Genomic DNA, 24249 nt, shown 5'->3' on the forward strand with positions numbered 1-24249 from the left:
GTTTCAGTACCTATGGCCTCCCCATCCCGTCCCTTGACCGGCTATGAAAAACGGCGGTTGCGTCAGATCATCGTCGTGGTGATCGTCCTGGTGCTGCTCTGGGTCCTGTTCGCCCCGGGCGGGGGCTACCTGCAGTACCGGCGGCTGCAGAAAGAGATTGATACCCTGGTCCGGGAGAATATGGTCCTGGAAGAGCAGAACGGTCTCTTGCGCCAGGAGATAAACCGTCTTCAGCGGGACGAGGCCTATCTTGAAGAGCTGGCCAGGAAGAAGTACGGTCTGCTCAGGAAAAACGAAGAGGTGTTTGATTTCGGTCCGGCCACCCCTTCCAACAGGAAAAAGGAATAAAAAAGGACAGGAGGCGTACTGGAGACAGACACTGCTCCCGCCACTGTCCTCTTTTTTGTGCCGGTATCGGTCAGGCCACCCGGGCCTGATTCGACTACGCTCAGGAAAAACCACCCTTGGAGGAGCAGCCGGACATGGCCCCGCCCGGGATGGAGGCGCCCCCAGGTCCAATGCGGAACGAGGCGGCGGAAATGGTTTTTTTCACGTTGAGACTGCCGCATTTCTCGCACTTGACAGTCTCGCTCGACCGGGATCCGGTGGTCAGCACTTCAAAATGCTGGCCGCAGTCCTTGCAGACGTATTCATAGATTGGCATGGTGTGTACTCCTTTGGAACTTTTTGATATTGTAAAATATTAAAAGGGTTGAACCTGTTATATGTTCTTTGTTCTTCTTTGATCTGAATCGACGCCCATAAGATAAGCATTGAGCTTCCAGTTGTCAGCAAAAAAACAGCCAGATATGTCCAGGTCGGAGGAAGCCGCGCTCCGGCTCTCGCCGCGTAACGGCACCATTCTCCTTGGGGAGGTGCGGCGTCTGCTCCGTTTCCACCAGCAGCTCGGCATTTTCCGCTACCCGGCGTCGAAAGCTCTGCGGTCTTTTCTGCGCCGTGACAGGCAACCCGTTGTTTCCGGTTCGGCGCCACTCCGCCCCGGGTTCACGCCGGACAGGGTTATGTCTGAACCCCTGCCCGAGGCAGGCCCCCTCCTGGCGCAGTTGGAGGAGGAACTGGCCCGCTGTACCCGCTGTCCGCTGGCGAAAGAGCGCCGGGGCGTGGTTCCCGGCCAGGGCAGTCACCGGCCCAGACTGGTGGTGGTGGGAGACTGGTCTGTCCAGCAGGGGACCTTTGAAGCTGGGCTGATCTGGGGTCGGGAAGAGGACGCCATGTTCTGGAAGATGATGGCGGCCATCGGCCTGGACCGGGAATCGGTCTATGTCACCAACACCGTCAAATGCTGCTCTGGAAAGGCGGATATTTCCCCTGCCTGCGAACAGGCGTGCCGGGCCTGGCTGGAGCGGGAACTGGCCGCTTTTACCCCCCGGGTGATCTGTGGTATGGGCGAGAGCGCGGCCCGGATTCTACTCGACAGCCGGGCGCCCCTGGTCCGCCTCCGGGGCCGGTTTCACCGCTATAGGCTGGCCCGGAATAACGCTATTCGTATCATGCCCACCTTCCACCCCCGTTTTCTCCTCCGTCACCCGGAGATGAAGAAGGCGGTGTGGCTGGACCTGCAGGCGATCCAGCGGTGTCTGCAGGCCAGATGAGAACTGTGATCGGCCTTTGTCTCACTCCCCGGGTGAACGCATGGCCACAAGGCCGCGCCGGCCCAGTTCCTTGAAGAACGAGGTGACCGCAATCTCGGCCTCGCGCTGTTCCAGCTGATAGAGCTCCTGGAATGCGGTCACGATCTCCCCAACGCTTTTTTCTCCGTCCACCAGTTTCCAGACCGTCATTCCCAGAATATCGAGCTGCAGTTTTCTGGTGATGACCGCGTTCTGCTGCAGGCTGAACCGTTTGAAAACACCCTGGAACCAGGGTCTGACCTCCACCGGCCAGCTAAGTCGCAGTTCACCGTTTTCCTGCATTTCATCCTCCACTTCCGGGTTGCGGACCGGGATGCAGGCAAGGGCGTGGCGTCGGTCCTGGGGGCTGGGCGTGGCTGGAGTCTTTTTTCTAAACAGCATGGTTTTCGCTCCGGGATCCGCGTAGCGGGCGGATGGTGAAATCTCTGCAGAGTTGCTGGAGCAGGGCATGATCGAGCCGCCGGTGGCTGCGGGCCTGCAGGCCGAGAATCACGTTGTGGTCGGCCAGGTGCCACAGCCGGAGCCAGCGGCCCGCCGCCTTTCTCCGCAGCCGGCCGACAAAACGCTGGACAGGTGTCGGTTCCCGGTACCAGTGGAAAACGTTTTCCTTTTTCTTTTCCCGGTCCTCCATCGGTGTCCCGGCAAGCTGGCCGGCAAAACCTGCCAGGCCCTGGCGGTGCAGTATCGCGTCGGCTGGCCGGAATCGCAACAGTTCAACCCGGTGGTCGCCGATCCGGTAGCTGATCCGGAACCGGCCGGCAAGAAACTCCTGGCCTTCCAGTCGGGCTCCGGAAGGGAGCAGAGCCCGGATATCAAAGACTGTCACCAGCTGTCCGGCGTTCCCGGGGTGATCCTGGAAACTGTCCAGGATCATCTCGGCTTCGCCTGCCTCGCCATGGAACTGGAGGATCGTCACCCTGGCACATCGGCGACAGTGGAGGAGCAGGCCTGTCCCGGCCTGTCCACCGCCCTGCCAGCGGAATCCGTGCCAGCCAAAACGGTCAAGATGGTTCTGCCACCGGTCCGGGACAGTCCAGGGGCTTAATCCTCCCCCGTCCCTGCCCAGAGAACGGTGCAGCTTCTTGAGAATCTGGCCGGCATCAAAGCCGCGACCGGCCTCCTGCCACCTGACGGCCAGGGCCGGCTGGTACCGGGCCTCAAGGAGCAGGTAATCCCTGCGGAGCACCGTCGGCTGCCAGTCCGGTGGTATCATCAGGCGGATACCGTTCCAGGCCAGCTCCCGCATCGGTACGGTCTGCCCGGCCATCAGCGGGGAATCATCTTGACCCAGTCCTCGGGAGAGAGCTGCTGCCGGGTCCTGTGGTCTGTTTGTTGCCGGGTCCGGGCATGGGTCAGTTTCCGGAAGCATTTTTCCTCGGCCCGTATCCTTTCCGGCAGGCTGAGCTTGACCGTGTTGCCGGTGGATTCATCGGGATTTTGCAGGTTATGCTGGAGCACCAGGGTCACCCGGTTGCCTTGCCTGTCCGTAAAGGTCCATTTCCAGGCCTTGACCACCCCGAAGGCGTCACCCACATACTCATCGGGCTCGCCGAACCGGTCCTTGTACTTCTTCATCAGTTTCTTGAAGAAACGCTCGGAGCTGTCCTTGTACTTGAGTTTGATCTTGACGATTTCCCCGGGCCGCTCACAGACGCCATAGTAGATGATTCCCTTGCGAAAACCGGGGATATTCTCCACCACCACCTGGTTGAGAAAGTTGCGGTAGGAGATGAAGTCATAATCTTCCACCGAGCTGCCCAGACTGAAACCACCTATTTCGTGCGGGACCGGTGCACCCTGGCCGGCGTGGGCGGGAGGCGGGCTGGTGAGAAAAATGCAGACAGCGAGCAGGAAGTGTTTCATTTTTTTCCTCGTCCGGTGTTGGTGTCACATGAAATCCGCTTCGGTCAGGGTAATGGCCTCCAGCGCCTCCTCACTCAGCCGATCCAGAAGAAAATTGGTCTGGGCCACGAACCGCTGGATGCGGAGTTCAACTATTTTTTCCACCGCCGATATATAGCGCTCCGGGTAGCGTTCCATGACTCGGCGAAAGGCCTCTCTGGTGAGAGAATAGAGCACAGTCTCACTCCGGGCCACGGCGCAGAAGGGCGAGTTGAATTTTGAAACCAGGGACAGCTCGCCAAAATAATTGAGTTCCTCGCCCTTGAGCTCCTGGAAAAGAAAAAGCTTGTTCTCCCGGTGATGGCAGATGGCGACCTGGCCCGAAACGATGAGGAACATCCGGTCACAGGGAGTGGCATGGCGCAGAATGATATCGCCCTTGTGGTAATGTTCCTTCTGGGCAAGGTAGGCATAAAGTCGGAGGATATCAAGCGGTGTCTCTGCGAAAACAGGCAGCCGTCTCAGAAACAGCAGGGCCTGCTCTATGTGGTCCTGGGAAAAGATATGCTGCGATTTAGTTTCCTCTGGTGAGTTCATAAAAGGCTCCTTTACGTGCCATGAGTTCGTCATACTTGCCCTGTTCTATGATCGAGCCGGCCTTGAGGACCACGATCCGGTCATAGGATGGGGCCAGGTCCAGCCGGTGCATGACCGCGATTACGGTCTTGCGCCGGTCCCGGAACCGGGTACTGACCAGCTCCTGTATACGGGCCTGGGAGGCGTTATCCAGGCTGGCAGTGGCCTCGTCCATGATCAGGATCGGCGTGTCGCGCATGAAGGCCCGGGCAATGGCCAGTTTCTGCTGCTGGCCGCCGGAAAGCCGGTCCCCCTTGCTGCCGACATGAAAGTTGAGACCGATATCCAGGATGTCGTCAAGCAGGTCTTCCTTTTCAAATGCCTTGCTGGCCAGCTGAATCAGCCGGGAGTCGATCTTGTCCGCGGTTTTCAGGGCGCCGAAAAGGATATTGTCGAGCAGGGTATGGGAGTAGAGATACTGGCTGGGACAGTATGGGATAAAAGTACATCTATCTCCACATTTTTCATTCTTGCCGCAGGGTCGGAGGGTACCCTTGCTCAGGCAGTGGTCCAGATCGACCCGGGCGACCTCACGGAGAAACCGGTGGCGCAGTTCCAGGATATTCCGGTCGAGTCCCTGGGGCAGCGAGGTGATCTTGTGGACCGCCGGGATGAAGCGCAGGGCCAGGATGAGCAGCATCCGCTGGTCGGTGGCGCTGGTGGGCAGGTCACCGTTGAGTTTCCTTACCAGTTCGGCATAGGCCTGGAGTTCCGTGGGTTCCATCGGTGTGCTGCGGAAAAAGAACTCGTCGTCAGCATAGTCACCGAGAAGTTCCACTGTATGGATGGCAATGGAAAATCCGAGCTCCAGCAGGGGCTCCAGCATCCCGGTCCGTTCCAGGAGCTGCATGAATTCGCGGTTGTCCGGCAGGTTATCGGTGGCAAAGAGGTTATCCGCCCCTTCGCCGAATACGATGTTGTCATGAATGCTCGAGTAGTAGAGGAAACTGCGGGCGTTGTAGAATTCCACCGTATCGGCGAACTCGTGCCGCAGGTCGATGCTGATGATTTGCCGCATGCGCAGGAACCGCTCCCTGAATGGTTCGCACTGCTCCTCGTCAAGTACGCTCTGGAAGCCAAACCGGATGATATCCTCCTCGAGGCCCACGTCGCGGACCGCTTGGAGAATAGTCCGCCGCTCCGGTTCGATGTGCGGATCGCCACCGTGCAGGGCCTGGACCCCGTAGAGCAGGTTCTGGCGGATGGTGCCGGTGAAGATGAACGGCCGCTGGGCGATCATGGTCATGTTGTGGTTGATGTCCTGCTTGCTCAGGGTGGCGATGTCGTAGCCATCGAGAAGGATGGAGCCGCTGGTGAGGTCGTAGAGCTGGGCGATGAGCAGGACCAGGGTGGATTTCCCGGATCCGGAGAAGCCGACCAGGGCCACCTGTTCACCGGCCTGGATGTCCAGGTTGATCCGCTGGAGCAGTTTGATGTCGGTGTTGATGGAAAATCCTGCGTTTTTTATCTCGATATTACCTTCGAGCTGCAGCGGTTCCCGCCCTTCGGGCAGGATCGAGTGGGCCGGATCCATGTCAAAGATCTGCATGATCTGTCGATAGCGGACCCTGGCATCCTGGTAGGACTGGTAGTACTCGATCATCTCCTTCCAGGGATCGTAGACCTTTTCGTAGGCCGAGAGGAAGGCCACCAGCGCGCCGAGGGTAAACTTGCCGTGGATGGCCAGGTAGCCGCCCACCAGGAAGAGGATGAACGGCCCGAAAGACTGGAACAGGTTGTTAGCGAACTTGATGCCGTATTTGACGAAGAAGAGTTTCTTCAGATGGTTGTAGAGGGCCCGGATATGATTGCCGATCCGGCGCTCCTCAAGGTTATAGCTGGCATTGGCGTGGATTTCGTGGATGCCGGAGATGGCCTCGTTGACCACGTTGGCCATGGAGCGGACGGTCTTGATTCGCCTCCGGTTGAGACGGTTGTATTTTTTCTGCAGCAGGGGGATGACTATTACTTCCAGGGGATAGACTCCCATGCTCAAAAGGGCCAGCAGTGGACTGAGGCTGTACATGTAGCCGAGGAAGACCACAAAGGTCAGAATGGAGGTCAGGGGGATGGCCAGGGCGCCGCCGAGGAAGAAACCAATGGCATTGAGTTCCGACGTCATGGCCGAGACCACGGTACCCGGCTGCATCTTCCGGTAGAACTGCAGGGGCAGCTGGAGGATGTGGTGGTAGAGTTCCTGGCGCATCTCCACCAGGATTTTCTGGCCGATGATGGTCTGCAGGACATTGATGGCGTACTTGGATATTCCGGCCAGGGTCACGGCGCCGATATAGAGCCCGCAGTAGAGAAAGAGCAGATCCTGCTTGCGCAGGTGGATGGCCTCGTTGATGATCCGTTTCTGCATCTCCAGGGGAAAGACCCGGAAAAAGAGGCTGGCGAGGATGATGGCGAGCAGGATCAGCTGCATGCCGCGGTGGCGGTGCAGAATCCAGGAAAAGAGAGGGCGTCTGGTGACTCGCATGTTCAGCAAAGACCTTGGGCCGGAAGGCCTGTCCGGGAAGACATGGTGCCGTCCATGTTGCCGGGCCGGCCTGGTTGTGGAAAAATGAACGGATGGATTTTCGCAGGATCAGGAGGATAATGCAAGGCCTATTTTAGACCGGGAGCCCCGCCAATGCCCGCCAGGCCGGTCCTGGAAGCGAGGCGGGGATATTTTCCCTCCAGGAGGGGGAATTAGTCTGGATATGATCGCGGTGACGTGCTACTAATTGGCAGTTTGTTTCCACCTGTTTTCTTCAGAAAGGAGTCGTCATGGCAGTACACGAGATTTCCCATCCCCTGGTCAGGCACAAGCTGGGGCTGCTGCGGGAAAAGGATATTTCCACCAGAGAATTTCGCGAGCTGGCATCCGAGGTCGGCATGCTGCTCACCTACGAGGCCACCAAGGATCTGCCGGCGGAAAAAGTGACCATCGAATGCTGGTCCGGGCCGGTGGAGGTGGAGCGGATCAAGGGCAAGAAGATCACCGTGGTTCCCATTCTCCGGGCCGGGCTCGGCATGATGGACGGGGTGCTTAAGGCCATTCCCAGCGCCAAGGTATCGGTGGTGGGGCTGTATCGCAATGAAGAGACCCTGGAACCGGTGGTCTATTTCGAAAAACTGGTTCAGGACATTTCGGAACGCAAGGCCATGATTCTCGATCCCATGCTGGCCACTGGCGGGACCCTGATCGCCACCATCGACATGCTGAAAAAGGCGGGTTGCAGGGATATCAACGGTATCTTTCTGGTCGCCGCTCCGGAAGGGATCAAGCGGCTGGAGGAGGCCCATCCGGATGTGGATATCTGGGTGGCCGGAATCGACGATCATCTCAACGAGCAGGGGTATATCATCCCGGGCTCGGTGATGCCGGTGACAAGATCTTCGGCACCAAGTAAGGTCCTGCGGACCGGTTGTCCGACAATGACAAACCATAGCGAGTAAGGAGAAGAGTGAAAGCATGAATGCGGAAAGTGATACCAGCAGTATCTTCCGGCAGGCCCTGGTCGGCCTGCAGATGTTGTTTGTTGCCTTTGGTGCCCTGGTCCTGGTACCGATCCTCACCGGACTGGACCCCAACGTGGCCCTGTTCACCGCCGGCCTGGGAACCCTGCTCTTTCAGGTCATCACCAAACGGCAGGTCCCCATTTTTCTGGCCTCCTCCTTTGCCTTTATCGCTCCGATCATCTACGGCGTGCAGACCTGGGGAATTCCCGGCACCCTGTCCGGCCTGCTGGCCGCCGGTCTGGTCTATGTCCTGCTGGCCCTGCTGATCAAGGCCCGGGGTCGCGGTATCATCAAAAAGGTCCTGCCGCCGGTGGTGGTCGGTCCGGTCATCATGGTGATCGGCCTGTCGCTGGCGCCGGTGGCCGTCCACCTGGCCATGGGCAAAACCGGCGACGGCACGGCGGTGCTGGTGGCCAAGGGGCCGGCCCTGGCCGTGGCCCTGGTCTCGCTGCTGGTGACCATCCTCGCGGTACTGCTCGGCCGGGGCATGATCCGGCTGATCTCTATTCTTATCGGTATCACAGCCGGATACATTCTGTCGGTTGTGCTGGGGCTGGTGGATTTCACCCCGGTGCTGGAGGCGCCGCTCTTCCGGGTGCCGGCTTTTGTCCTCCCCCAGCTCAACTGGCAGGCGATCCTGTTCATCGTTCCGGTGGCCATCGCCCCGGCCATCGAACATATCGGCGACATGCTGGCCATCAGCCATGTCACCGGTAAGAACTATCTGGAAAAACCTGGTCTGCACCGGACGCTGATGGGAGACGGGCTGGCCACCTCCCTGGCGGCCATGCTCGGCGGTCCCCCCAATACCACCTATTCCGAGGTCACCGGGGCCGTGACCCTGACCCGAGCCTTCAATCCAGCGGTTATGACCTGGGCAGCCCTGGCAGCCATTGTCCTGTCCTTTTCCGGTACCCTGGGCGCCCTGCTGGCCACCATACCTACCCCGGTCATGGGCGGGATCATGACCCTGCTCTTCGGTACCATCGCCACCATCGGCATGAACACCCTGGTCCGGGAGGGAACGGACCTGGCCAAGCCGCGCAACCTGGTCATCGTCTCCCTTATTCTGGTCTTCGGTGTCGGAGACATGGCTCTGGGGTATGCAGGTTTCATGGTCAAGGGTATTGGGCTCTCCGCCATTGTCGGCGTGCTCCTCAACCTGCTTCTGCCCGGCAAGAGCGGTTCGGTGGCCACTGAGGTCGGAGATCTGTAGATGGCTCTGCGAATGTTTTCGCCCGCCCTGCCGGTCTTGTGAAATTTTTAATTTTCCAGGGCAGCGAGGGTGATTGTGACTGATATACGGTTTTGTCAATAGACAGTAGACGGCGGTTTCCCGGATCCGGGGGAGCCGCCGTTTTTTTTTCAGGTCCAGCTTGCTCAATCACAGAAAAAATTTATAGTGAACAGGTAACCATCGATCAGAAAACCATTGCATCCCTGCAGGGAGGAGGTGCCAGTTGAAGATCTGCATACCCAGGGAAACCCATCCCGGTGAGACACGGGTGCCGGTGGTACCGGCCACGGTGAAGAAGCTGATCGGTCTTGGGGCCCAGGTCCTGGTGGAAAGCGGGCTGGGACGCAGCTGCCGTTTCGAGGATGAGGCGTATCTGGAGGCCGGGGCCCGACTGGTGGACGACCGCACCGAGCTCCTGGGCCAGGCCGACATGGTCCTTCGGCTGCGCAAGCCGCCCCTGGAAGAGGTGGACGTGCTCAGGCCGGGTACCATCCAGGTCAGCTATCTTGATCCTTTCAACGAACAGACCCTGCTGGAGCGGTTGCGGGAACGCAGGATTTCCGCCTTCAGCCTGGAGATGATACCGCGGACCACCATTGCCCAGAAGATGGATGTGCTCAGCTCCCAGGCCAACCTGGGTGGGTACGTGGCGGTGATCCTGGCCGCCGAACAGCTGGACCGGATCCTGCCCATGATGACCACCCCGGCCGGAACCATCAAGCCGGCCCGGGTCTTTATCATCGGTGTCGGCGTGGCCGGTCTCCAGGCCATTGCCACTGCCCGGCGCCTGGGCGCCCGCGTGGAGGCCTTTGACACCCGGCCCGAGGTCAAGGAGCAGGTCCAGTCGCTCGGGGCCCGGTTCGTGGAGATCGACCTGGGCGAGACCGGCTCTACCAGGGACGGCTATGCCCGGGCCCTGACCCCTGAGCAGCTTGAAAAACAGAAGCAGGGCATGGCCCGGGCCTGCGAGCTGGCCGATGTGGTCATCACCACGGCCCAGGTCTTTGGCCGCCCGGCGCCCCGGATCATCGACCGGCCCATCATCGACCGCATGCAGCCGGGTTCGGTGATAGTGGACATGGCGGTGGAGACGGGCGGCAATGTGGAAGGCTCCCGGGTGGACGAGGTGGTGGAAATCGGCGGAGTGCGGATCATCGGTTTTGCTAACCTGCCCGGCCGGGTGGCGGTGACCGCCTCGGAAATGTTTTCCGCAAACCTCGGCAACTTTGTCGACCATTTCTGGGACCGGGAGAGCAAAACCTTCCGGCTCGAGCTGGAAAACGATCTGGTCCAGGGGGCCCTGATCACCCATGCCGGGGAGATCTTCAGCCAGACCTACAAGCAAATCATGAGCAAGTGAGGCCGATTCCATGGATGCTGTCTATCTCGCGTTTGTCTTTGTCCTGACCATCTTTCTTGGCTTTGAACTGATCGCCAAGGTCCCCTCCACCCTGCACACGCCGCTGATGTCCGGCTCCAACGCCATCTCCGGCATCACCCTGGTGGGGGCCATTGCCTCGCTCAAGCTGGGTAGTGGCTTTTTCGCCACCCTGCTCGGGGTGCTGGCGGTGATCTTTGCCACCATCAACGTGGTGGGCGGCTATGCCGTGACCAATCGGATGCTGGAGATGTTCAAGAAAAAGGATGATGGAGGTGCGGTGTGAATCTGTTTATCAATTTCAGCTACCTGGTGGCCGCGGTTCTGTTCATCTTCGGCCTGAAGATGCTCAGCTCGCCGGCCACGGCCCGGCGGGGCAACCTGGTTTCGGCCTGCGGCATGCTGCTGGCCGTGGTGGTGACCCTGCTGGCTTCGGGGCTGGCCTATGTCTGGATTGTCCTGGGACTGGTCATCGGTTCCGGCATCGGCCTGGTGGCCGCCCGTCGGGTGGAGATGACCCAGATGCCGGAGATGGTGGCCCTGTTCAACGGGTTCGGTGGCATAGCCAGCCTGCTCCTGGCCTGGGGCGAGTTCCACCAGGGCCATGAGTACACCGCCTTTCTCCTCACCGTGACTTTCCTCTCGGCCTTTATCGGCGGGGTTACCTTCTCCGGCTCCATGGTCGCCTTCGGCAAGCTCAGTGAACGGATGCCGAGCCGACCGCTGACCTTTGCCGGCCAGCATCTGGTCAATGGCGCCATTCTGCTTCTGGCCGTGGTTTCGGGAATCCTGTTTGCCATGACCGGTGGCTATGGCTGGTTTCTGCTCACCGTGGTCCTGGCCCTGGTCTTCGGTGTGACCTCGGTTATCCCCATCGGCGGTGCCGACATGCCGGTGGTGATCTCGCTTCTGAACTCCTACTCGGGCCTGGCCGCCTGTGCCGCCGGTTTCGTGATCCACAACAATATCCTGATCGTGGCCGGTGCACTGGTCGGGGCCTCGGGAGTGATCCTCACCAATATCATGTGCAAGGCCATGAACCGTTCCCTGGCCAATGTCCTCTTTTCCGGTTTCGGCGCGACATCGAAAAAGAGTGAAGGACCCCAGGGCGAGGTCCGGCCCGCCACGGCTGAGGATGTTTACTACCTGCTGGAGGCCGCCGACACGGTGGTCTTTGTCCCCGGTTACGGCCTGGCCGTGGCCCAGGCCCAGCATGCGGTCCGCGAACTGGGTGAGCTGCTGGAGAAAAACGGCACCGAGGTTCTCTATGCCATCCATCCGGTGGCCGGCCGCATGCCGGGCCACATGAACGTCCTGCTGGCCGAGGCCAACGTGCCCTATGATCAGCTCGTGGAAATGGATGAGATCAATCCGCGCATGGACAGTGTCGATGTCTGCGTGGTGATCGGCGCCAACGACGTGGTCAATCCGGCGGCTCTCGATGATCCGGACAGTCCCATCTACGGTATGCCCATCATCGAGACCCATCGGGCCCGAACCGTGGTGGTGCTCAAACGCTCCATGGGGGCCGGGTTTGCCGGGATCCAGAATGCGCTGTTCTTTTATCCCAATACCAGGATGTATTTCGGCGACGCCAAGGCCTCTTTGCAGGCACTCATTGCCGAGTTCAAGGACGTGGATTAAGAAACGCTGGAACGCGGGAAGGGGTGTGGCGGGAGTATGGCGTCTTTCCAGAGAATCTGTTTCTCTGGAAAGACGCCTTTTTGTTTGCTTATTTCAGGTTTGTTAATCAGGCGGAAAGGCCAAGAGCTTCGCGCTTCTGCCGTATCCGCTCATCAATCAGGTCTGCTGCCTTGAACGGATCCGGTTCGATGCCGAAGCAGGCGCCGACCAGATCGTCGAGACCACTCAGAGCCAGGTCGGTAACGACCTTTGAGCCGGTGATGTTGGGCGGATGGCCAAGATGGGTGTAGATACCCGAGGCCACCGCGTAGGTGCCGATGGTGGCTGCCTTTTCCGAATACCACTCCGGCGAGGAGGCGGCCAGGGGCAGATCGGCGATGGTAACTCCGAGTTCATTGGCCAGCAGGGCCGCCAGCTGCAGGATCCGGGCGTTGTCCACGCAGGAACCCATGTGGACCACCGGTGGGATACCGAGCGCCCCGCAGATTTCTTTCAATCCCGGGCCGGCCATGTCGATGGCCTCCGGGACCAGGAGCCCGGCCTTGCCAGCGGCCGTGGTCACGCAGCCGGTGACAAGGACCAGAATATCTTTTTTGATCAGCTCGCGGGCCAGGTTGACATTGCAGTGGTCGTGCTTGTACTTGGGGTTGTTGCAGCCGACAATGGCCACGGCGCCACGGATCTTGCCGGCCTTGATCGCCTCGATGAGCGGGGTCAGGGTGCCGCCCAGGGCCTCCAGCAGGGCCTCGTTGGAAAAACCGGTGACAATGTCGACCGGGTCGCAGGGAATCTCCACCCGATCCTGGTCGCGGAGCGGAAAGCGTTCGATGGCCATCCGTACCACGCGGCGGGCCTGGTCCATGCCGTTGTGCATCTCGAACTTGACATGCTCGGCCCCGGTGAAACGGGCCTTGTCGGCGGTGGTGATCATCTTGGTGTGGAAGCAGTTGCCCACCTGGACCAGGCTCGGCATGATGCACTGGTAATCGACCACGATAAGCTCCACCGCCCCGGTGATAATGGCCAGCTCGGTCATCAGGTGGTTGCCGGCCATGGGGATACCCTGGCGCATCATCAGTTCGTTACCCGTGCAGCAAAGTCCGGCCAGATTGATGCCGGCGGCCCCTTTCTCTTTGGCCAGGGCGATAAGCTCAGGATCGTTGACCGCCTCCATGATCTTCTCCGAGACAATGGGATTATGGCCATGAACCAGGATATTGACATGGTCCTTCTTGAGTACCCCCAGATTGACCTGGGCTTTGCGCGGTTTCGGGGTCCCAAACAGAATGTCTGATATTTCCGTGGCGATCATGGAGCCGGCCCAGCCATCGGCCAGGCACATACGGGCGCTGTGGAGCATGGTGTTGGCGGCGTCGTTGTCGCAGCCCATATGGGTCCGGTGCATCATCTCGGTGATCTCCCGATCGACGCCGCGCGGGGTGATGCCCAGTTTCCGCCAGGTTTCCTGCTGCTTCTCAGGCAGCCGGCTGACAAAACAGACCTGGGAGCGCTGGCTGCCGAAACTGGCCCAGAATTCTTCGACCAGGTCCCTGGCGATATCGAGCAGTTCTCGTCCCTCCACAGCAATGCCCAGCTCTTCGGCTATTCGCCGTAGCTTGGCCTCGTCTTTTATCTGGTAATCTTCGGTTTCCCCATGGGCCACGGCGTGAAAGGCCTCGATGCAGTCCCGACCATGGTCCGAGTGGCCGGCCGCACCACCGGCCAGGAAGCGGCCGAAGTTGCGGGCCACGATCACGTCGGTGTCGGCACCGCACACGCCCAGAGGCGCTTTCTTGGATATCCGGCACGGACCCATGGTGCAGATCCGGCAGCAGATCCCGCTTTCACCAAAGGTGCAGTGCGGAGTCTGTTGCAGGAGTCGGTCCCAGGCTGTTTCAATGCCTTCCTTTTCCGCCTTGGCAAGCATCTTGTGGGCGTCCTCCCACAGGGAGCGTTCCTCGATAGGTGGTAGTTCCTTGGCCATGATACATCTCCTTTGCAAACGGTTTCCGATTTTAACTGTTAGTACAGTGTTTGGTGTTTGACACAGTATACCCGGCAGAAAACAGTCCAACTGTCAGATAGCTGACAGAAGAGAAAAAATATTTGTTGGCCGAGGAAAAAACCGAAAGGCTCAGGCGTTGGGGTAAGCCTTCAGCAGTTCCAGGTTCGGTATAAGAAAGATGCCGCGTCCTTCCCTCAGGATCACCTCGCTGCGCAGCATCTCGCCGATGATGGTGGACACGGTCTGACGAGAGGAACCGACAATGGCGGCCAACTGGCCCATGGTCAGGTCCAGTCGGATACGGATACCGCCTGCGTCCTGCTCACCGTTATGGAGGGCCTCGTGGACCAGTAAATCTGTCAGCCGCTGGCTGATATCCTTGAACACCAGAGAATAGATGATGGAAAATGACTGTTTAAGCAGTTCGCCGAGGATGGAGATGATGGTCCGCGACAGGGCCGGGTGGATGGACATGTAGGCATGGAAGGTGTCGGTGGGCATGGTCAGCAGGGTAACCTCGGTCAGGGTCTGGACATAGGCCCGGGTGTGGGTAGTGTAGATGTCGCCTGGCTCGAGAACCGCGAGAGAAAACTCCTTGTCCTCGACGCCAAGATAGATCCGGAGCCTGCCGGCGCTGACAATGAAGACCAGGTTGTCTGCGTCGCCGGGACTGAACAGAAGCTGGCCTGCCGGCCGGGTTATCCTGGTGAACTTTTCGAGAAAGGGGCGGTATTTTTCCTGCTTGAGTTCCTGGAGCAGGTTGATGGAGGACATCTTGGTTTTCATGGTCCTAGTATGACACGCTTCCTTTGTGCTGTAAAGCCCGGCAAGCCGTCCTGCAGGGCGGTCAGTAGGCCATGTAACTCAGTGATTTGAGGATCAGGGCAAAACCCATGGCAAACATACCGGTCAGCCCCATGCCGCAGGAGAACCCGGCCAGCAGGACCGGGGCGTACTGGCGCCACATGGAACCGTAGCGTTTGTGAAAATAGTAGCGGCCCAAGAGCGCTCCGGCCATCTCCAGGATGATGCCGTGCGGCGTGGACTGGCCCAGGCCGCGCACCACCCCGTAGATCAGCAGCACCGGCAACCCGAGAATTGAGAGAATCATGTACATGAAAAGGCCCAGACCCAGGCCGGAGAGGACATAGCTCGAGTTGAGGGCCTGGAAGAAGAGCGAGTTGCCCTCCAGAGTGGATGTCTGCATGAGCAGGGTGTTGAGGGCCTGGAGATGCCACAGTTCCTGGGCATAGGGGTAGGAACTGGACGGGATCGGCGCCAGTCGCCAGATGAACTGGGAAAAGAGCAGGCTTGATATCATGACCACCGGAAAGACCACCAGTTCCGCCTTGATGATGCCGCGCAGAGAGGTCCCGGTGAGCTCGATCTCCCGAAAGCCCACCGTGGCCTCGCCATAGTTGTGGATGGGAATGGGCGCATACCATATTTCGATTCCCTGGTAGCCGAAATACTTGGCCCCGGCAATGAAACTGGCCTCCCGGACCAGGGGCAGGCTGACAAACTGTCCGGCGATACCCTCCATCCGGGCGGTGATGTAGGAGATGATCGGGGTGTAGATGAAGCCGTAGCCGATGAAGAAGATCCACGGGAAGTTGGGCACCAGGAGGATGCAGAGCCCTACATAGGACAAGGTGGAGACGATATAGATGGTGATGGAGAGCCAGAAATTGATATCGCCCCGACCCGGCGGCGGGTTGAACAGGGCCTGGAGGCCGCCACGGCCTGCGCTGTTCTTGCCAAAGGAACGGAGTACGGTCCAGACGCCGATCACGCCGATGGCCAGGCCCAGGCCGATGCCGAAACTCATGTAGAAATCAAAATTATTGGCAAACACAGTGTCCACCGTGGCCATACCCTGGTGCCAGCGGTGGAGGATGCCCTGTTTCCAGAGGATGGGGTTGAGCACCACGGTGATGATCAGCCCTGCCAGGCCGCCGACCACAGCCCAGAAGGGCAGGACCATGCCGATGAAGACCAGGCCCAGGTCGAGCTGCAGTCCGGTGGCCACCGCCGGCAGCACCTCTTCGGTGTGACGGGTCAGTTCGATCCAGGGAATGGGGATCAACCCGATGGGCTCGGTGAAGATGAGTCCCGACACCACGGGCAGCAGGACATAAATGGATCCGAACAGCAGGCCGATAACCCCGCCGATGGAAAAGACCCGCCATTTCCAGCCGCTCTTCTTTTCTTCCTCGGTCTCGGCCAGGGCCATGGTCCCCAGCGCCCCCACCGGCGCCATGGGGAAGGGGAGCCGCTCCACGTCCGAGGTGATCCGGTACAGGGCGTACCCCAGGCCGAAACGGTCCACCCGCTGAATGATCTGGGAACCCACCAGGAGCAGGATCGGGATCAGCCAGTCGCGGTGGAAAAAGGTGCGCTGGGCCATGGAATCGGAACTGGCCGCGGGCGCCACCCAGGACGGAATGAATTCGGTGAGGCCCAGCATCTTGGCCGCATCGGACTGGACCAGGTACTGGTTCCAGAGAAGTCCCTGGAAGGGTGAGGCCAGGGCTGCGCCGGCCATGTAGTAGAGGATGAATATCTCCTGCTGCTTAAGGCTGGTGTGGGCCCGCCGGGCGATCTCGGCAAAGAGGATGATGGTGACCCAGCGGGCCGCCGGGCCGATGCCGGAACCGATGACCAGCTGCAGGTACATGGAACCCGGCATCATCAGAAAACCGATGAACACGGCCCCGACCACGGTCTTCCAGTCAAACCCCTCCTCGAAGTGATCCGGCGGAGTCAGCAGGTCGCGGTATTCCTTGAGTTCCTTGTCGTCGTACATAGGGTAACGAAGAATTTTCCTTAATCGGGCAGAACCTGATAGCCGCCATCGGTGAACAGGCCGATGATTGCCCAGCTGCCACCCATGAGCATGTCACCGATGATAAGACCGATGAAAAAGAGCCGCAATCTGCGAAAGAGCAATACCCCGCCGTAGCGCATGCAGATGGCGTTGCACAGCCAGCCGATGAAGAACGAAAACCAAAGAATCCGCATGCTCGACGAGTAGGCGGTCAAGTAGCCGATGGGGTGGATGGGCCACCAGTAGAACCGGTGGTAACAGGCCACCAGGACCAGCATGACCAGGGCTCCGGCCAGGGAGAACACCTTGACCCAGTGACTCGGGCCCTGGCCGGATTCGTTGAGCCGGACCACGTTTTCATACACCCCGGTGGTAGTGCGGATGGCCCAGTCCAGTTGCAGTTCCCGGATCCCGTAGCGGTAACAGAGCGCCATCATGGCCACAAAAGACACTGTCACCGCCACCAGCAGGGTGGCGCCGATACCGGCCAGCAGCAGCCGCCGGTTGCGCATGGTGTGATGCACCTGGCGGGCATGGAGCAGAGAGGGCATGAGCGATTCGCGCAGGTCAACGAACAGCATCTTCTGGGCCACGGCGGCCACCAGCAGGCCCACCTGGCCAAACAGGCCGGGGCCGAAAAGGATGAGCAGGCCGTCCATGGGGCCGCAGTCAGGGTGAAATAGGCCAGGCCGCCCTGGCAGATGATCCGCGAGGCCACCAGAGTGATCATGAAAAAGACTGCTACCAGCAGGGTGGCGGTCTGGAGCCGCATGCCGAAGAAAACCGCCCACAGGACGATTCCCGCCATGGCGGCTACCCCGATCCAGAAGGCGAGTCGGACCGAAAACCATTCGGTTTCCACCACCACCGGGCCGGGCCGGAAAGCCTGACGCAGGACATCGCGCAGGTGGTATCTGGAGAGCCAGAGCAGGAAGAGAAAGAACACCCCGTAGGCGCCGATCATCTGGGTCTCCTCGGGTCGGGCCAGGGTGGGACCGAAGGTGACCCCCAGGGAGGCGGCCGGAATGTTATATCCCAGGACCGAGAGCAGGCCGACGAGCAGAGCGCCAAGGAGGAAGAACAGCCAGAAGGAGAGCGAGATCTGCCGGGCGGTGAGAAAGGCAAAGCCGATGAAGGCCGGATAGATGTAGATCTTGAGCTTGTGGAATCCGGCCAGCAGACCGTGCTTGGGAAAATAGGGGCCGGCCAGCAGCAGGGTGGGCAGCTGGGGCACGGAGGGGTAGTAGTAGTGGAGGCCGCCCAGCAGGTGCAGACAGATGGGGATGGACAGTCCCCAGAGGAGGTAGGGATGAAGTAGAAATCCGCCCAGGTTGTCCTGGTCCAGGCTCTCTTCCATGAGCCGGGGTACCCGCAGCAGGGGAAGGTCATGCGTTCGTTGTGGATCCACTGGCGGGAAAACAGGTTGATGACGGCGATCATCACCGTGTAGCAGAGCAGGATGAATACGGACCAGGCCAGCAGCGGGCGCTGCCAGTCCTGCCAGGGAATATGGCGGATGACGTCCAGCCAGCCCATGTCGCGGCCTCCCTCCAGGCCGTTGTAGAGGAGTTCGACGGTGGCGGGATCAGGATAGAGCCAGCCGGGCAGCAGGGGGTGGAGAAGCTGCTGCCAGTTGTTCTCGGCGGTGGCGAACTGGAACGGGGCGGTGAGATTGATAAAAAAGGTCCGGGTCAGTCCGGTATAGGCGATACCCGAGGCCAGGACCATCTGGATCCAGATCACCAGCAGTTCCTGGCCGGTGATCCAGCGGCCACGGGGCAGGATCCGGTGGAGAAAGGCGGCCAGCAGGGTGGAGATGAACAGGATGTAGAAGGGGGCCAGCGGGAAATGGCCGCCTCCCAGGGGGTAGCCTGGTGGTAGATATTGTTGAGCGGGGTCAGGGCGCAGATCACCCCGGAGAGCAGCAACCCGATGAGCACGGCCCGGGCCCGGATCATCGGGTGCAGAGCGGCGGATTGAGAGGGACTGCCTGCCGGGTTCATGATTCTCGCTCCCTGGTATTTCCTGCCGCCTGGAGAAACAGGGCCGCATACTCCCGGTGCCCCTCGTCATCCAGGGACCGCCAGGCCAGCAGCTGTTTACGCAGCCCGTTGAGAAACTGTTTGTTGGCCCGGTACCAGAGGGCGAACTCCCCGGCCAGCCGGGTCAGCCTCACCCTGATCTCGAGGAATTCCTTGCCTTCCCGAGCCGGACAGAAATGGATCTCCACCCTCTGTACAATACCGAAGTCAAAGGGCGCAAGCCATACTTTGGCCCTCAGGTGGACACAGCCGTCTCCATGGTCCAGGACTCTGGCCAGGCCGGAGTGGTCGGCCAGCAGCTCCACCTCGCCGGTGCTGAAGAGGCCGTGGGAGACATCCTGGTGGCCAAGGAGGTAGCTGTAAAGAAAGCCGCAGATGGAGGCGTGCTCGTGGTACCGCATGAGAAAGGGCAGGGTTACCTCGATGGTGTCTTCTCTGGCCTTGGGCATGGACCAGGAGCGGTTGACATCGGGGATGGCGATGGCCGCGGCCATGCGGGAGGGATAGATCACCGACAGCAGCACTACGCCCATGACCAGGACCAGGGCCGCCACCCCGGCGGTGGAGGAATAGTTGACAGTGATCCCCTGCCAGAGCTGGGTGTCGGCCAGCAGGACCGCACTGGTCTGGGCCAGGAGGTAGCCGAGCACCACCGAGATGACCCCGAAGGCCAGGGCCTCGGCCACAAAGAGAAAGGAGACATGGGTCGGGGCCAGGCCCACCGAGGTGTAGACTGCGATTTCCCGCTTGCGTTCATGGACCGAGCTGATCATGGTGTTGAGGACAATGAGTACCGAGATCAACAGCGGGATTATGATGCCCGGTATACCGGAATAGGAGATGGTTTCGGCCCCGTTGTAGAGAAAGACACCGTTTTTTTCGCCGCTGAACAGGGCCAGGCCGAACCGTTCGTTGAGCCGGGCGGCCTGGGCTGACGGATCGCCGGGCGGTGGTTTGATGGCCACCCCCTTGAGGCGGCCGCCAAGCGCCAGCAGGGTGTCGGCGGGCAGAATCAGGATCTGGTCCGGCTCCAGGTGGCGGTAGCGGCCCTGGAAGCTGCGCACGTCCTCGCCGGATTCCAGGGCTTCCTTTTCCACCTCGCTCATTTCCATACCATTCTCGGACGGGAAGACCACCGGGGTGAGGGTTTCTCCGTCCAGGTCCGGACGCTGGCCAAGGAGCTGCTCGGAAAATACCCCGATGATCTGCAGCTCAAGACCCCACAGGTTCAGGGTCCGCTGATCGGCCGATCTCCGGGGATCAAAGCCGATCCGCCTGGCCAGGCGCGTCGGGATCAGGACACTGTTTCGTTCCCCGCTCCGGAACCAGCGGCCAGCCACCAGGATATCATCGAGGCCGGTCACCGCCGGTTCGGTAGCGCCAAGGCCGATCAGGCCGTGGAAGATACCGGTGGTCGGACCGGACCGGATCTGGATGGTCGGCGGCCGATCGGGCTCGTCGCCCTGGAACCAGATCCGCGGCGAGATTACCGCCGTGGTATCAAAGAGCAGACTGAAGGCGAAAAGGGCTTCCCGGGGCAGATCGTTCCAGCCGATATCCTTGAGCAGCATGCCTTGATAGGGGGCCTGGTCGGTGAACTGGAGCCGGTTCTGGGTCCGCACCGACTTAACGGTGGTGAAACTCATGATGGTGAAGGTGAGGATGACCAGGGTCAGGCAGGTAAGACCGGTGCGCAGCCGCCGGCGGCGCAGGTTGGAGACCCCGAGGAAAAAGGCGGCCACAAAGGCCTTCCAGGCGGATATCTCCGAGGGCCGTCGGTGGGAGGCCCGCCGCTGCAGGACCTGCATCTCCTGCTCGAAACGCGCAACGATGATCACCGTGACCAGCAGGGAAAGACCGATGATGAAAAAGGCCAGGATGACCACCGTGGGGCTGTAGGCCAGCTTGAAGGCCGGGTGGACCTGGGAGATCACGCCGATGAGCAGGAGCAGCAGGCCGGAAAAGGCGACAATGCGCTTGTAGATGGAGACAAAGCCGAACAGGAGGCGCTCCATGCAGAAGGCAAATGGGACAAAGAGGGCGATGTAGAAGAGAACCCCGAAGAGAACATCCTTCTGGGTCTGTTCCACGTGGAGGTAGACCTGGCTGGCCAGGGCCCAGGAGCGGGAGGCCTGTTCCCGGAAGATATCGTAGCGTTTGGCGGTCAGGGCGCGGGCGGCCCGTTCCAGGGTCTGTTCCCCTTCCCGGCGCAGGGTTTTAATGCGCTGGTTGTGGATTCCGTGTTCTTCCAGGTTTTCGATCCGCGGTCCCAGCAGGGTCCACATGTCCCGAGCGGCCAGAAAGTCGGTATGGGGAAGCCTGGGATTGGCATCGATCAGGTAACCCCGGCCCAGTGGCTGCTCGAGGCTACCATTGGTGAGGATCATCTTCCTGGCCAGGACGGTGTCCGACAGGGTCAGCTTGAGTGGCGTGCGCGGTTCGAGAAAGATGGAGCCGATGGTGGAGGCACGGGTGTCGAGGCGGGAATACCAGGAGCGCAGGGGTGGGGCCTCCCGGCGGCCGTCGATGAGCTGCATTTTTGTCAGGTAGCGAAAACTGCGTGGTTCCAGCAGGTTGAAAATGGTGGTCTGGCGGCAGGGAAACATGACCAGATCGGTTTTCATGGCCCGGCGCCGCATCTTGATCCGGTAGGCGGCTTTTCCGGTCAGTTTCTTGTCAATGGCCCACAGGGCGTTGCCGTCGCGCTCGGAGAAGCGGTATCCCTCGAGAATGACCTTGTCCAGCACATGTTTTTTATCCGCCACCCCCTTGAGCAGGAAACGGCCCCGCCGGTCGGTGATGACGTGGTAGCGGGCCGGACCCTGGTACGCCAGAATGACCGTGCCCGGCGCCGGGCTGTCGGGAAATAGTTCGCCCTGGAGCAGCAGCGAGGTCCGGCCGCTGATGGTGGCAAAGCCGTTGCGGATCCTGGTATGGTTCAGGGTGGCCGCCCGGTCCAGGCTATCGAGGAGCTGGCGGACCAGCTGGAACTGGCGGCGGGCAAAGCCCCAGTCGATCCGTCCGGGTGTATCGAACGGGGTTCCCCACCAGGGGCGGATATCGCCGGTGGTGGCCAGGGTCAGGCCCACCAGGCCGGCCAGGCTGGCCACCTCGCCCCGAGTTGCGGCCGGTCCGGCAGCAGGTCCTGCCAGGGCTGGAGCCGGTTGGGCCGCAGGAAGGAGATAAAGGACGGAGCGTCACTGGCGGCCCGGGCTGCACCCTGTTCCAGGGCCGCGTTGAGGTTGCGGTAGCTCGAGGTCCGGTTGATCATGGGCCGCAGGGGATAGAGAAAGCCCCCATGGAAGGCCCCCAGGCCGGATCCCTGGCTGGACAGGTGGAGGGAGACCACGGCCTGTATGGTGGTCCGGTCAAGCTGGGACCGCAAGGTTGCCAGGTGCTGGAGCATGTCCTGTTCGGCCTGGATCTCTGCCAGTACCTGCCTGTGTTCTGCCACTGCCAGGGTTGTGATCTCCTGGAGGATTTTTTCCTCTTCCGGGTGCATATCTGTAAAGCTGGTCCGCCAGCTCAACCGGCGCAGTTGCAACCGGTGGCTGGCAAGCTCCCGGATCTGCGCTTCCCGCCCTTCTCTGGTTTCAAGCCTCAGCTGCATCAGGCGGGTGGTCAGGGCGTCGATCTGTTTTTTGAGCGGCTCCTTGATGGCCTCCTGGAACAGAGAACCCCTGTCCGGTTGCAGAGACCTGTTGCGGTACTGGTCAATGACCTCGAGCCAGGCCAGGACCTGCTGGCGTTCTTTTTTGAGGCCTCTGACCATTTTCCGCAGTGTTTTCTCCGACGTGGTCAGGCACCAGATCGCCTCCCGCATGCCTGCCTGGGCCTGGGCCCGTGCTCCGGTGGCCAGGAGGAGAAAGGAACGTTTCGGCGGATTTGCGCCCAGGATATCGGCCAGTTCCAGCAGCGTGCTGATGGAAAGGGCCTCGTCCGCGCCCGGGGCGGCGCCGGGCAGAAAGACCGAAGCGTCGTAGGCCGCCTCGACGATGATCAGCTCCTGGCCAAGCTCAGGATCTGTGCCGGGAAACAGGGCGCCGATATTTTCGCTCACCGCCGCCTCCCAGTTCAGGCCACCGCGGAGACGGGCTGAAATCTTCTCTCCTCGCTCCAGCCTGGCAGGCAGGTCCTCCAGGGACGCGGCTTCCACCCAGAAGCAGGGAAAGTCGATGGGGGAGAGTTCCTCTTTCTCCTTGAACCGGCTGCGGACAGGGGTGTTCCGGTTGACAAAGATCAGGGCCCGGGCACCCAGGGCAGCAGCAATCTCCCAGTTGCGGCCCGAATCAAAATCCATCAGGATGATACTGCCCTTGATTTCATGGCCGTTGAAGTCACTGGTTTCCCCTCGGCCCACGTAGATCAGCGGACCCGTGATCCCCTCTGGCGGCAATTTTTCCGGGGTGATCTGGTTGTAAATAAAGGGTTTGAGTTCAAAGGTGGCACCGCCGACATAGAGGGCGGCGTAGCTGGCTTGCAGGACCGGGACGGTGAAGGGTAGGGAAAAGAGCTTCTCAGGCCCGGCGCTCTTCAGCCGGTTGCGGACATAGGCGGCCGCCCGCCGGTTGCCCGGAGTGCCGGTGGAGCGGTCTTCAAGGCCTGCCAGGAAGTGGACGGTATCTTCCAGGGAGGAGGATGTGGCGAGAGCCAGTGTCGGCAGACCAGACAGCAGGACCAGGAGCATGGCCACAAGCAGCACCGGTGGCCGGGGCCTGGAGCAGATTGATGCTGCCGGGGAGTTCACTGGATGGTGCCCACCGAGATGTTGAGCTCGTCGCGCTCTTCGATCTTGTCGATCCGGCCGTCACGAATCCAGATGACCTGGTCCGAGACCGAGAGCATTTTGAAGTCGTGGGTGGCGGAGATGACGGTCACCCCGCGTTCACTGCTCATCTCCTTGAGCAGCCTGATGATCTCTTCCCCGGTGGTCAGGTCCAGATTGCCGGTGGGTTCGTCGGCCAGGATGATGGCTGGATTGTTGGCCAGGGCCCGGGCCACGGCCACCCGCTGCTGCTGGCCGCCGGAAAGCTCGAAGGGCTTGTGGTCGCACCGATCCCGGAGTCCCACCAGCTCCAGCAGGTTCATGCCCCGCTCCACGGCTTCATCGTTGGTCGTGCCGGCAAAGATCATCGGCAGGGTGACGTTTTCCAGTGCGGTCATCACCGGGATCAGGTTGAAGGTCTGGAAGATGTAGCCGATCTTGCGGCAGCGCAGCCAGGCCAGTTCGTAGGCGTCAAGCTGGGCGATGTCCACCTCGTCGATGAACACCTTGCCCGAAGTGGGTTTGTCCAGGCCGCCGATCATGTTGAACAAGGTGGACTTACCTGAACCCGAGGGGCCCATGATGGAGATGTAGCGGCCTGCCTCGATGGTCAGGTTGATGCCCTTGAGCACCTCCAGGGTATGTTTGCCAAGCTGGAAGGTTTTGACCACGTCGCTTGTCCGGACAATGATGTGTGAGGCCATGGGAGACTAT

Annotated in this window: 18 protein-coding genes and 2 pseudogenes; 7 read left to right on the forward strand and 13 right to left on the reverse strand. The window is 60.6% G+C overall.

All coding sequences use genetic code 11. The features are described from left to right. Positions 1–12 precede the first annotated feature (12 nt). The gene (locus GF1_RS00835) at positions 13–348 is read left to right on the forward strand and encodes an FtsB family cell division protein (RefSeq protein WP_267927732.1); all 336 of its coding nucleotides are present in this window, start codon (positions 13–15) and stop codon (positions 346–348) included. Between the two features lie 100 nt (positions 349–448). On the opposite strand, the gene GF1_RS00840 is transcribed toward GF1_RS00835, so the two are convergent. After that, on the reverse strand, positions 449–664 hold the full coding sequence (locus GF1_RS00840) for an FmdB family zinc ribbon protein (RefSeq protein WP_267927733.1): 216 nt from the start codon (positions 662–664) through the stop codon (positions 449–451). Between the two features lie 145 nt (positions 665–809). Here GF1_RS00840 and GF1_RS00845 point away from each other — a divergent pair, with 145 nt between their 5' ends. Next, on the forward strand, positions 810–1613 hold the full coding sequence (locus GF1_RS00845) for a uracil-DNA glycosylase (protein WP_267927734.1): 804 nt from the start codon (positions 810–812) through the stop codon (positions 1611–1613). A 21-nt stretch (positions 1614–1634) separates the two neighbouring features. Here the strand turns inward: GF1_RS00845 and GF1_RS00850 are convergent, their stop codons facing one another. Genes GF1_RS00850 through GF1_RS00870 form a run of 5 tightly spaced genes read right to left on the reverse strand, consistent with a single transcriptional unit; the run spans position 1635 to position 6612 of the window. Then, a complete protein-coding gene (locus tag GF1_RS00850; protein ID WP_267927735.1) occupies positions 1635–2033 on the reverse strand; it encodes a PqqD family protein in 399 nt (132 codons plus the stop codon). Beyond that, positions 2023–2919 (reverse strand): hypothetical protein, encoded by an 897-nt coding sequence (locus tag GF1_RS00855; protein WP_267927736.1) that lies wholly within the window; start codon positions 2917–2919, stop codon positions 2023–2025. Before GF1_RS00855 ends, GF1_RS00850 begins: the two co-directional genes overlap by 11 nt. Further along, the gene (locus GF1_RS00860) at positions 2919–3515 is read right to left on the reverse strand and encodes a hypothetical protein (RefSeq protein WP_267927737.1); all 597 of its coding nucleotides are present in this window, start codon (positions 3513–3515) and stop codon (positions 2919–2921) included. The genes GF1_RS00855 and GF1_RS00860 overlap by 1 nt, the downstream gene beginning before the upstream one ends. Positions 3516–3539: 24 nt before the next feature. Next, positions 3540–4091 (reverse strand): cyclic nucleotide-binding domain-containing protein, encoded by a 552-nt coding sequence (locus tag GF1_RS00865; RefSeq protein ID WP_267927738.1) that lies wholly within the window; start codon positions 4089–4091, stop codon positions 3540–3542. Continuing rightward, the gene (locus GF1_RS00870; RefSeq protein ID WP_267927739.1) at positions 4069–6612 is read right to left on the reverse strand and encodes an ABC transporter transmembrane domain-containing protein; all 2544 of its coding nucleotides are present in this window, start codon (positions 6610–6612) and stop codon (positions 4069–4071) included. The genes GF1_RS00865 and GF1_RS00870 overlap by 23 nt, the downstream gene beginning before the upstream one ends. A 290-nt stretch (positions 6613–6902) precedes the next feature. On the opposite strand from GF1_RS00870, the pseudogene upp reads away from it, so the two are divergent. The 5 genes and pseudogenes from upp (at position 6903) to GF1_RS00895 (ending at position 11896) form a co-directional block, all read left to right on the forward strand. Continuing rightward, a pseudogene (upp, locus tag GF1_RS00875) lies at positions 6903–7528 on the forward strand (uracil phosphoribosyltransferase). 62 nt (positions 7529–7590) lie between these two features. Further along, positions 7591–8853, forward strand: coding sequence for a uracil-xanthine permease family protein (locus tag GF1_RS00880; protein ID WP_267927740.1), 1263 nt, complete (start codon positions 7591–7593; stop codon positions 8851–8853). A gap of 244 nt (positions 8854–9097) precedes the next feature. Next, a complete protein-coding gene (locus GF1_RS00885) occupies positions 9098–10234 on the forward strand; it encodes a Re/Si-specific NAD(P)(+) transhydrogenase subunit alpha (RefSeq protein WP_267927741.1) in 1137 nt (378 codons plus the stop codon). A gap of 10 nt (positions 10235–10244) precedes the next feature. Continuing rightward, positions 10245–10538 carry an NAD(P) transhydrogenase subunit alpha part 2 gene (locus GF1_RS00890; RefSeq protein WP_267927742.1) on the forward strand — a complete coding sequence of 98 codons (294 nt, stop codon included), beginning with the start codon at positions 10245–10247 and terminating at the stop codon, positions 10536–10538. Continuing rightward, positions 10535–11896: an NAD(P)(+) transhydrogenase (Re/Si-specific) subunit beta gene (locus GF1_RS00895; RefSeq protein WP_267927744.1), complete on the forward strand. Its 1362-nt coding sequence runs from the start codon at positions 10535–10537 to the stop codon at positions 11894–11896. Before GF1_RS00890 ends, GF1_RS00895 begins: the two co-directional genes overlap by 4 nt. Before the next feature lie 106 nt (positions 11897–12002). Here GF1_RS00895 and cooS read toward each other — a convergent pair whose 3' ends face one another. The 7 genes and pseudogenes from cooS to GF1_RS00940 form a co-directional block, all read right to left on the reverse strand. Beyond that, positions 12003–13880, reverse strand: coding sequence for an anaerobic carbon-monoxide dehydrogenase catalytic subunit (gene cooS, locus GF1_RS00900; protein WP_267927745.1), 1878 nt, complete (start codon positions 13878–13880; stop codon positions 12003–12005). A 150-nt stretch (positions 13881–14030) separates the two neighbouring features. Continuing rightward, a complete protein-coding gene (locus GF1_RS00905; RefSeq protein ID WP_267927746.1) occupies positions 14031–14687 on the reverse strand; it encodes a Crp/Fnr family transcriptional regulator in 657 nt (218 codons plus the stop codon). 61 nt (positions 14688–14748) lie between these two features. Continuing rightward, the gene (locus GF1_RS00910) at positions 14749–16707 is read right to left on the reverse strand and encodes an OPT family oligopeptide transporter (RefSeq protein ID WP_267927747.1); all 1959 of its coding nucleotides are present in this window, start codon (positions 16705–16707) and stop codon (positions 14749–14751) included. A gap of 20 nt (positions 16708–16727) precedes the next feature. Next, positions 16728–18731 (reverse strand): annotated as a pseudogene (locus GF1_RS16335) (DUF6785 family protein). Continuing rightward, the gene (locus GF1_RS00930) at positions 18728–21880 is read right to left on the reverse strand and encodes an ABC transporter permease (protein WP_267927751.1); all 3153 of its coding nucleotides are present in this window, start codon (positions 21878–21880) and stop codon (positions 18728–18730) included. The pseudogene GF1_RS16335 and the gene GF1_RS00930 overlap by 4 nt, the downstream one beginning before the upstream one ends. Beyond that, the gene (locus tag GF1_RS00935; protein ID WP_267927752.1) at positions 21850–23517 is read right to left on the reverse strand and encodes a PA domain-containing protein; all 1668 of its coding nucleotides are present in this window, start codon (positions 23515–23517) and stop codon (positions 21850–21852) included. Before GF1_RS00935 ends, GF1_RS00930 begins: the two co-directional genes overlap by 31 nt. Then, positions 23514–24239, reverse strand: a complete 726-nt coding sequence (locus tag GF1_RS00940) for an ABC transporter ATP-binding protein (protein WP_267927753.1) — start codon at positions 24237–24239, stop codon at positions 23514–23516. The genes GF1_RS00935 and GF1_RS00940 overlap by 4 nt, the downstream gene beginning before the upstream one ends. Positions 24240–24249: the final 10 nt, after the last annotated feature.

Origin of the sequence: Desulfolithobacter dissulfuricans (genome assembly GCF_025998535.1) — a bacterium.
In the GTDB taxonomy this organism is placed as follows: domain Bacteria; phylum Desulfobacterota; class Desulfobulbia; order Desulfobulbales; family Desulfobulbaceae; genus Desulfolithobacter; species Desulfolithobacter dissulfuricans.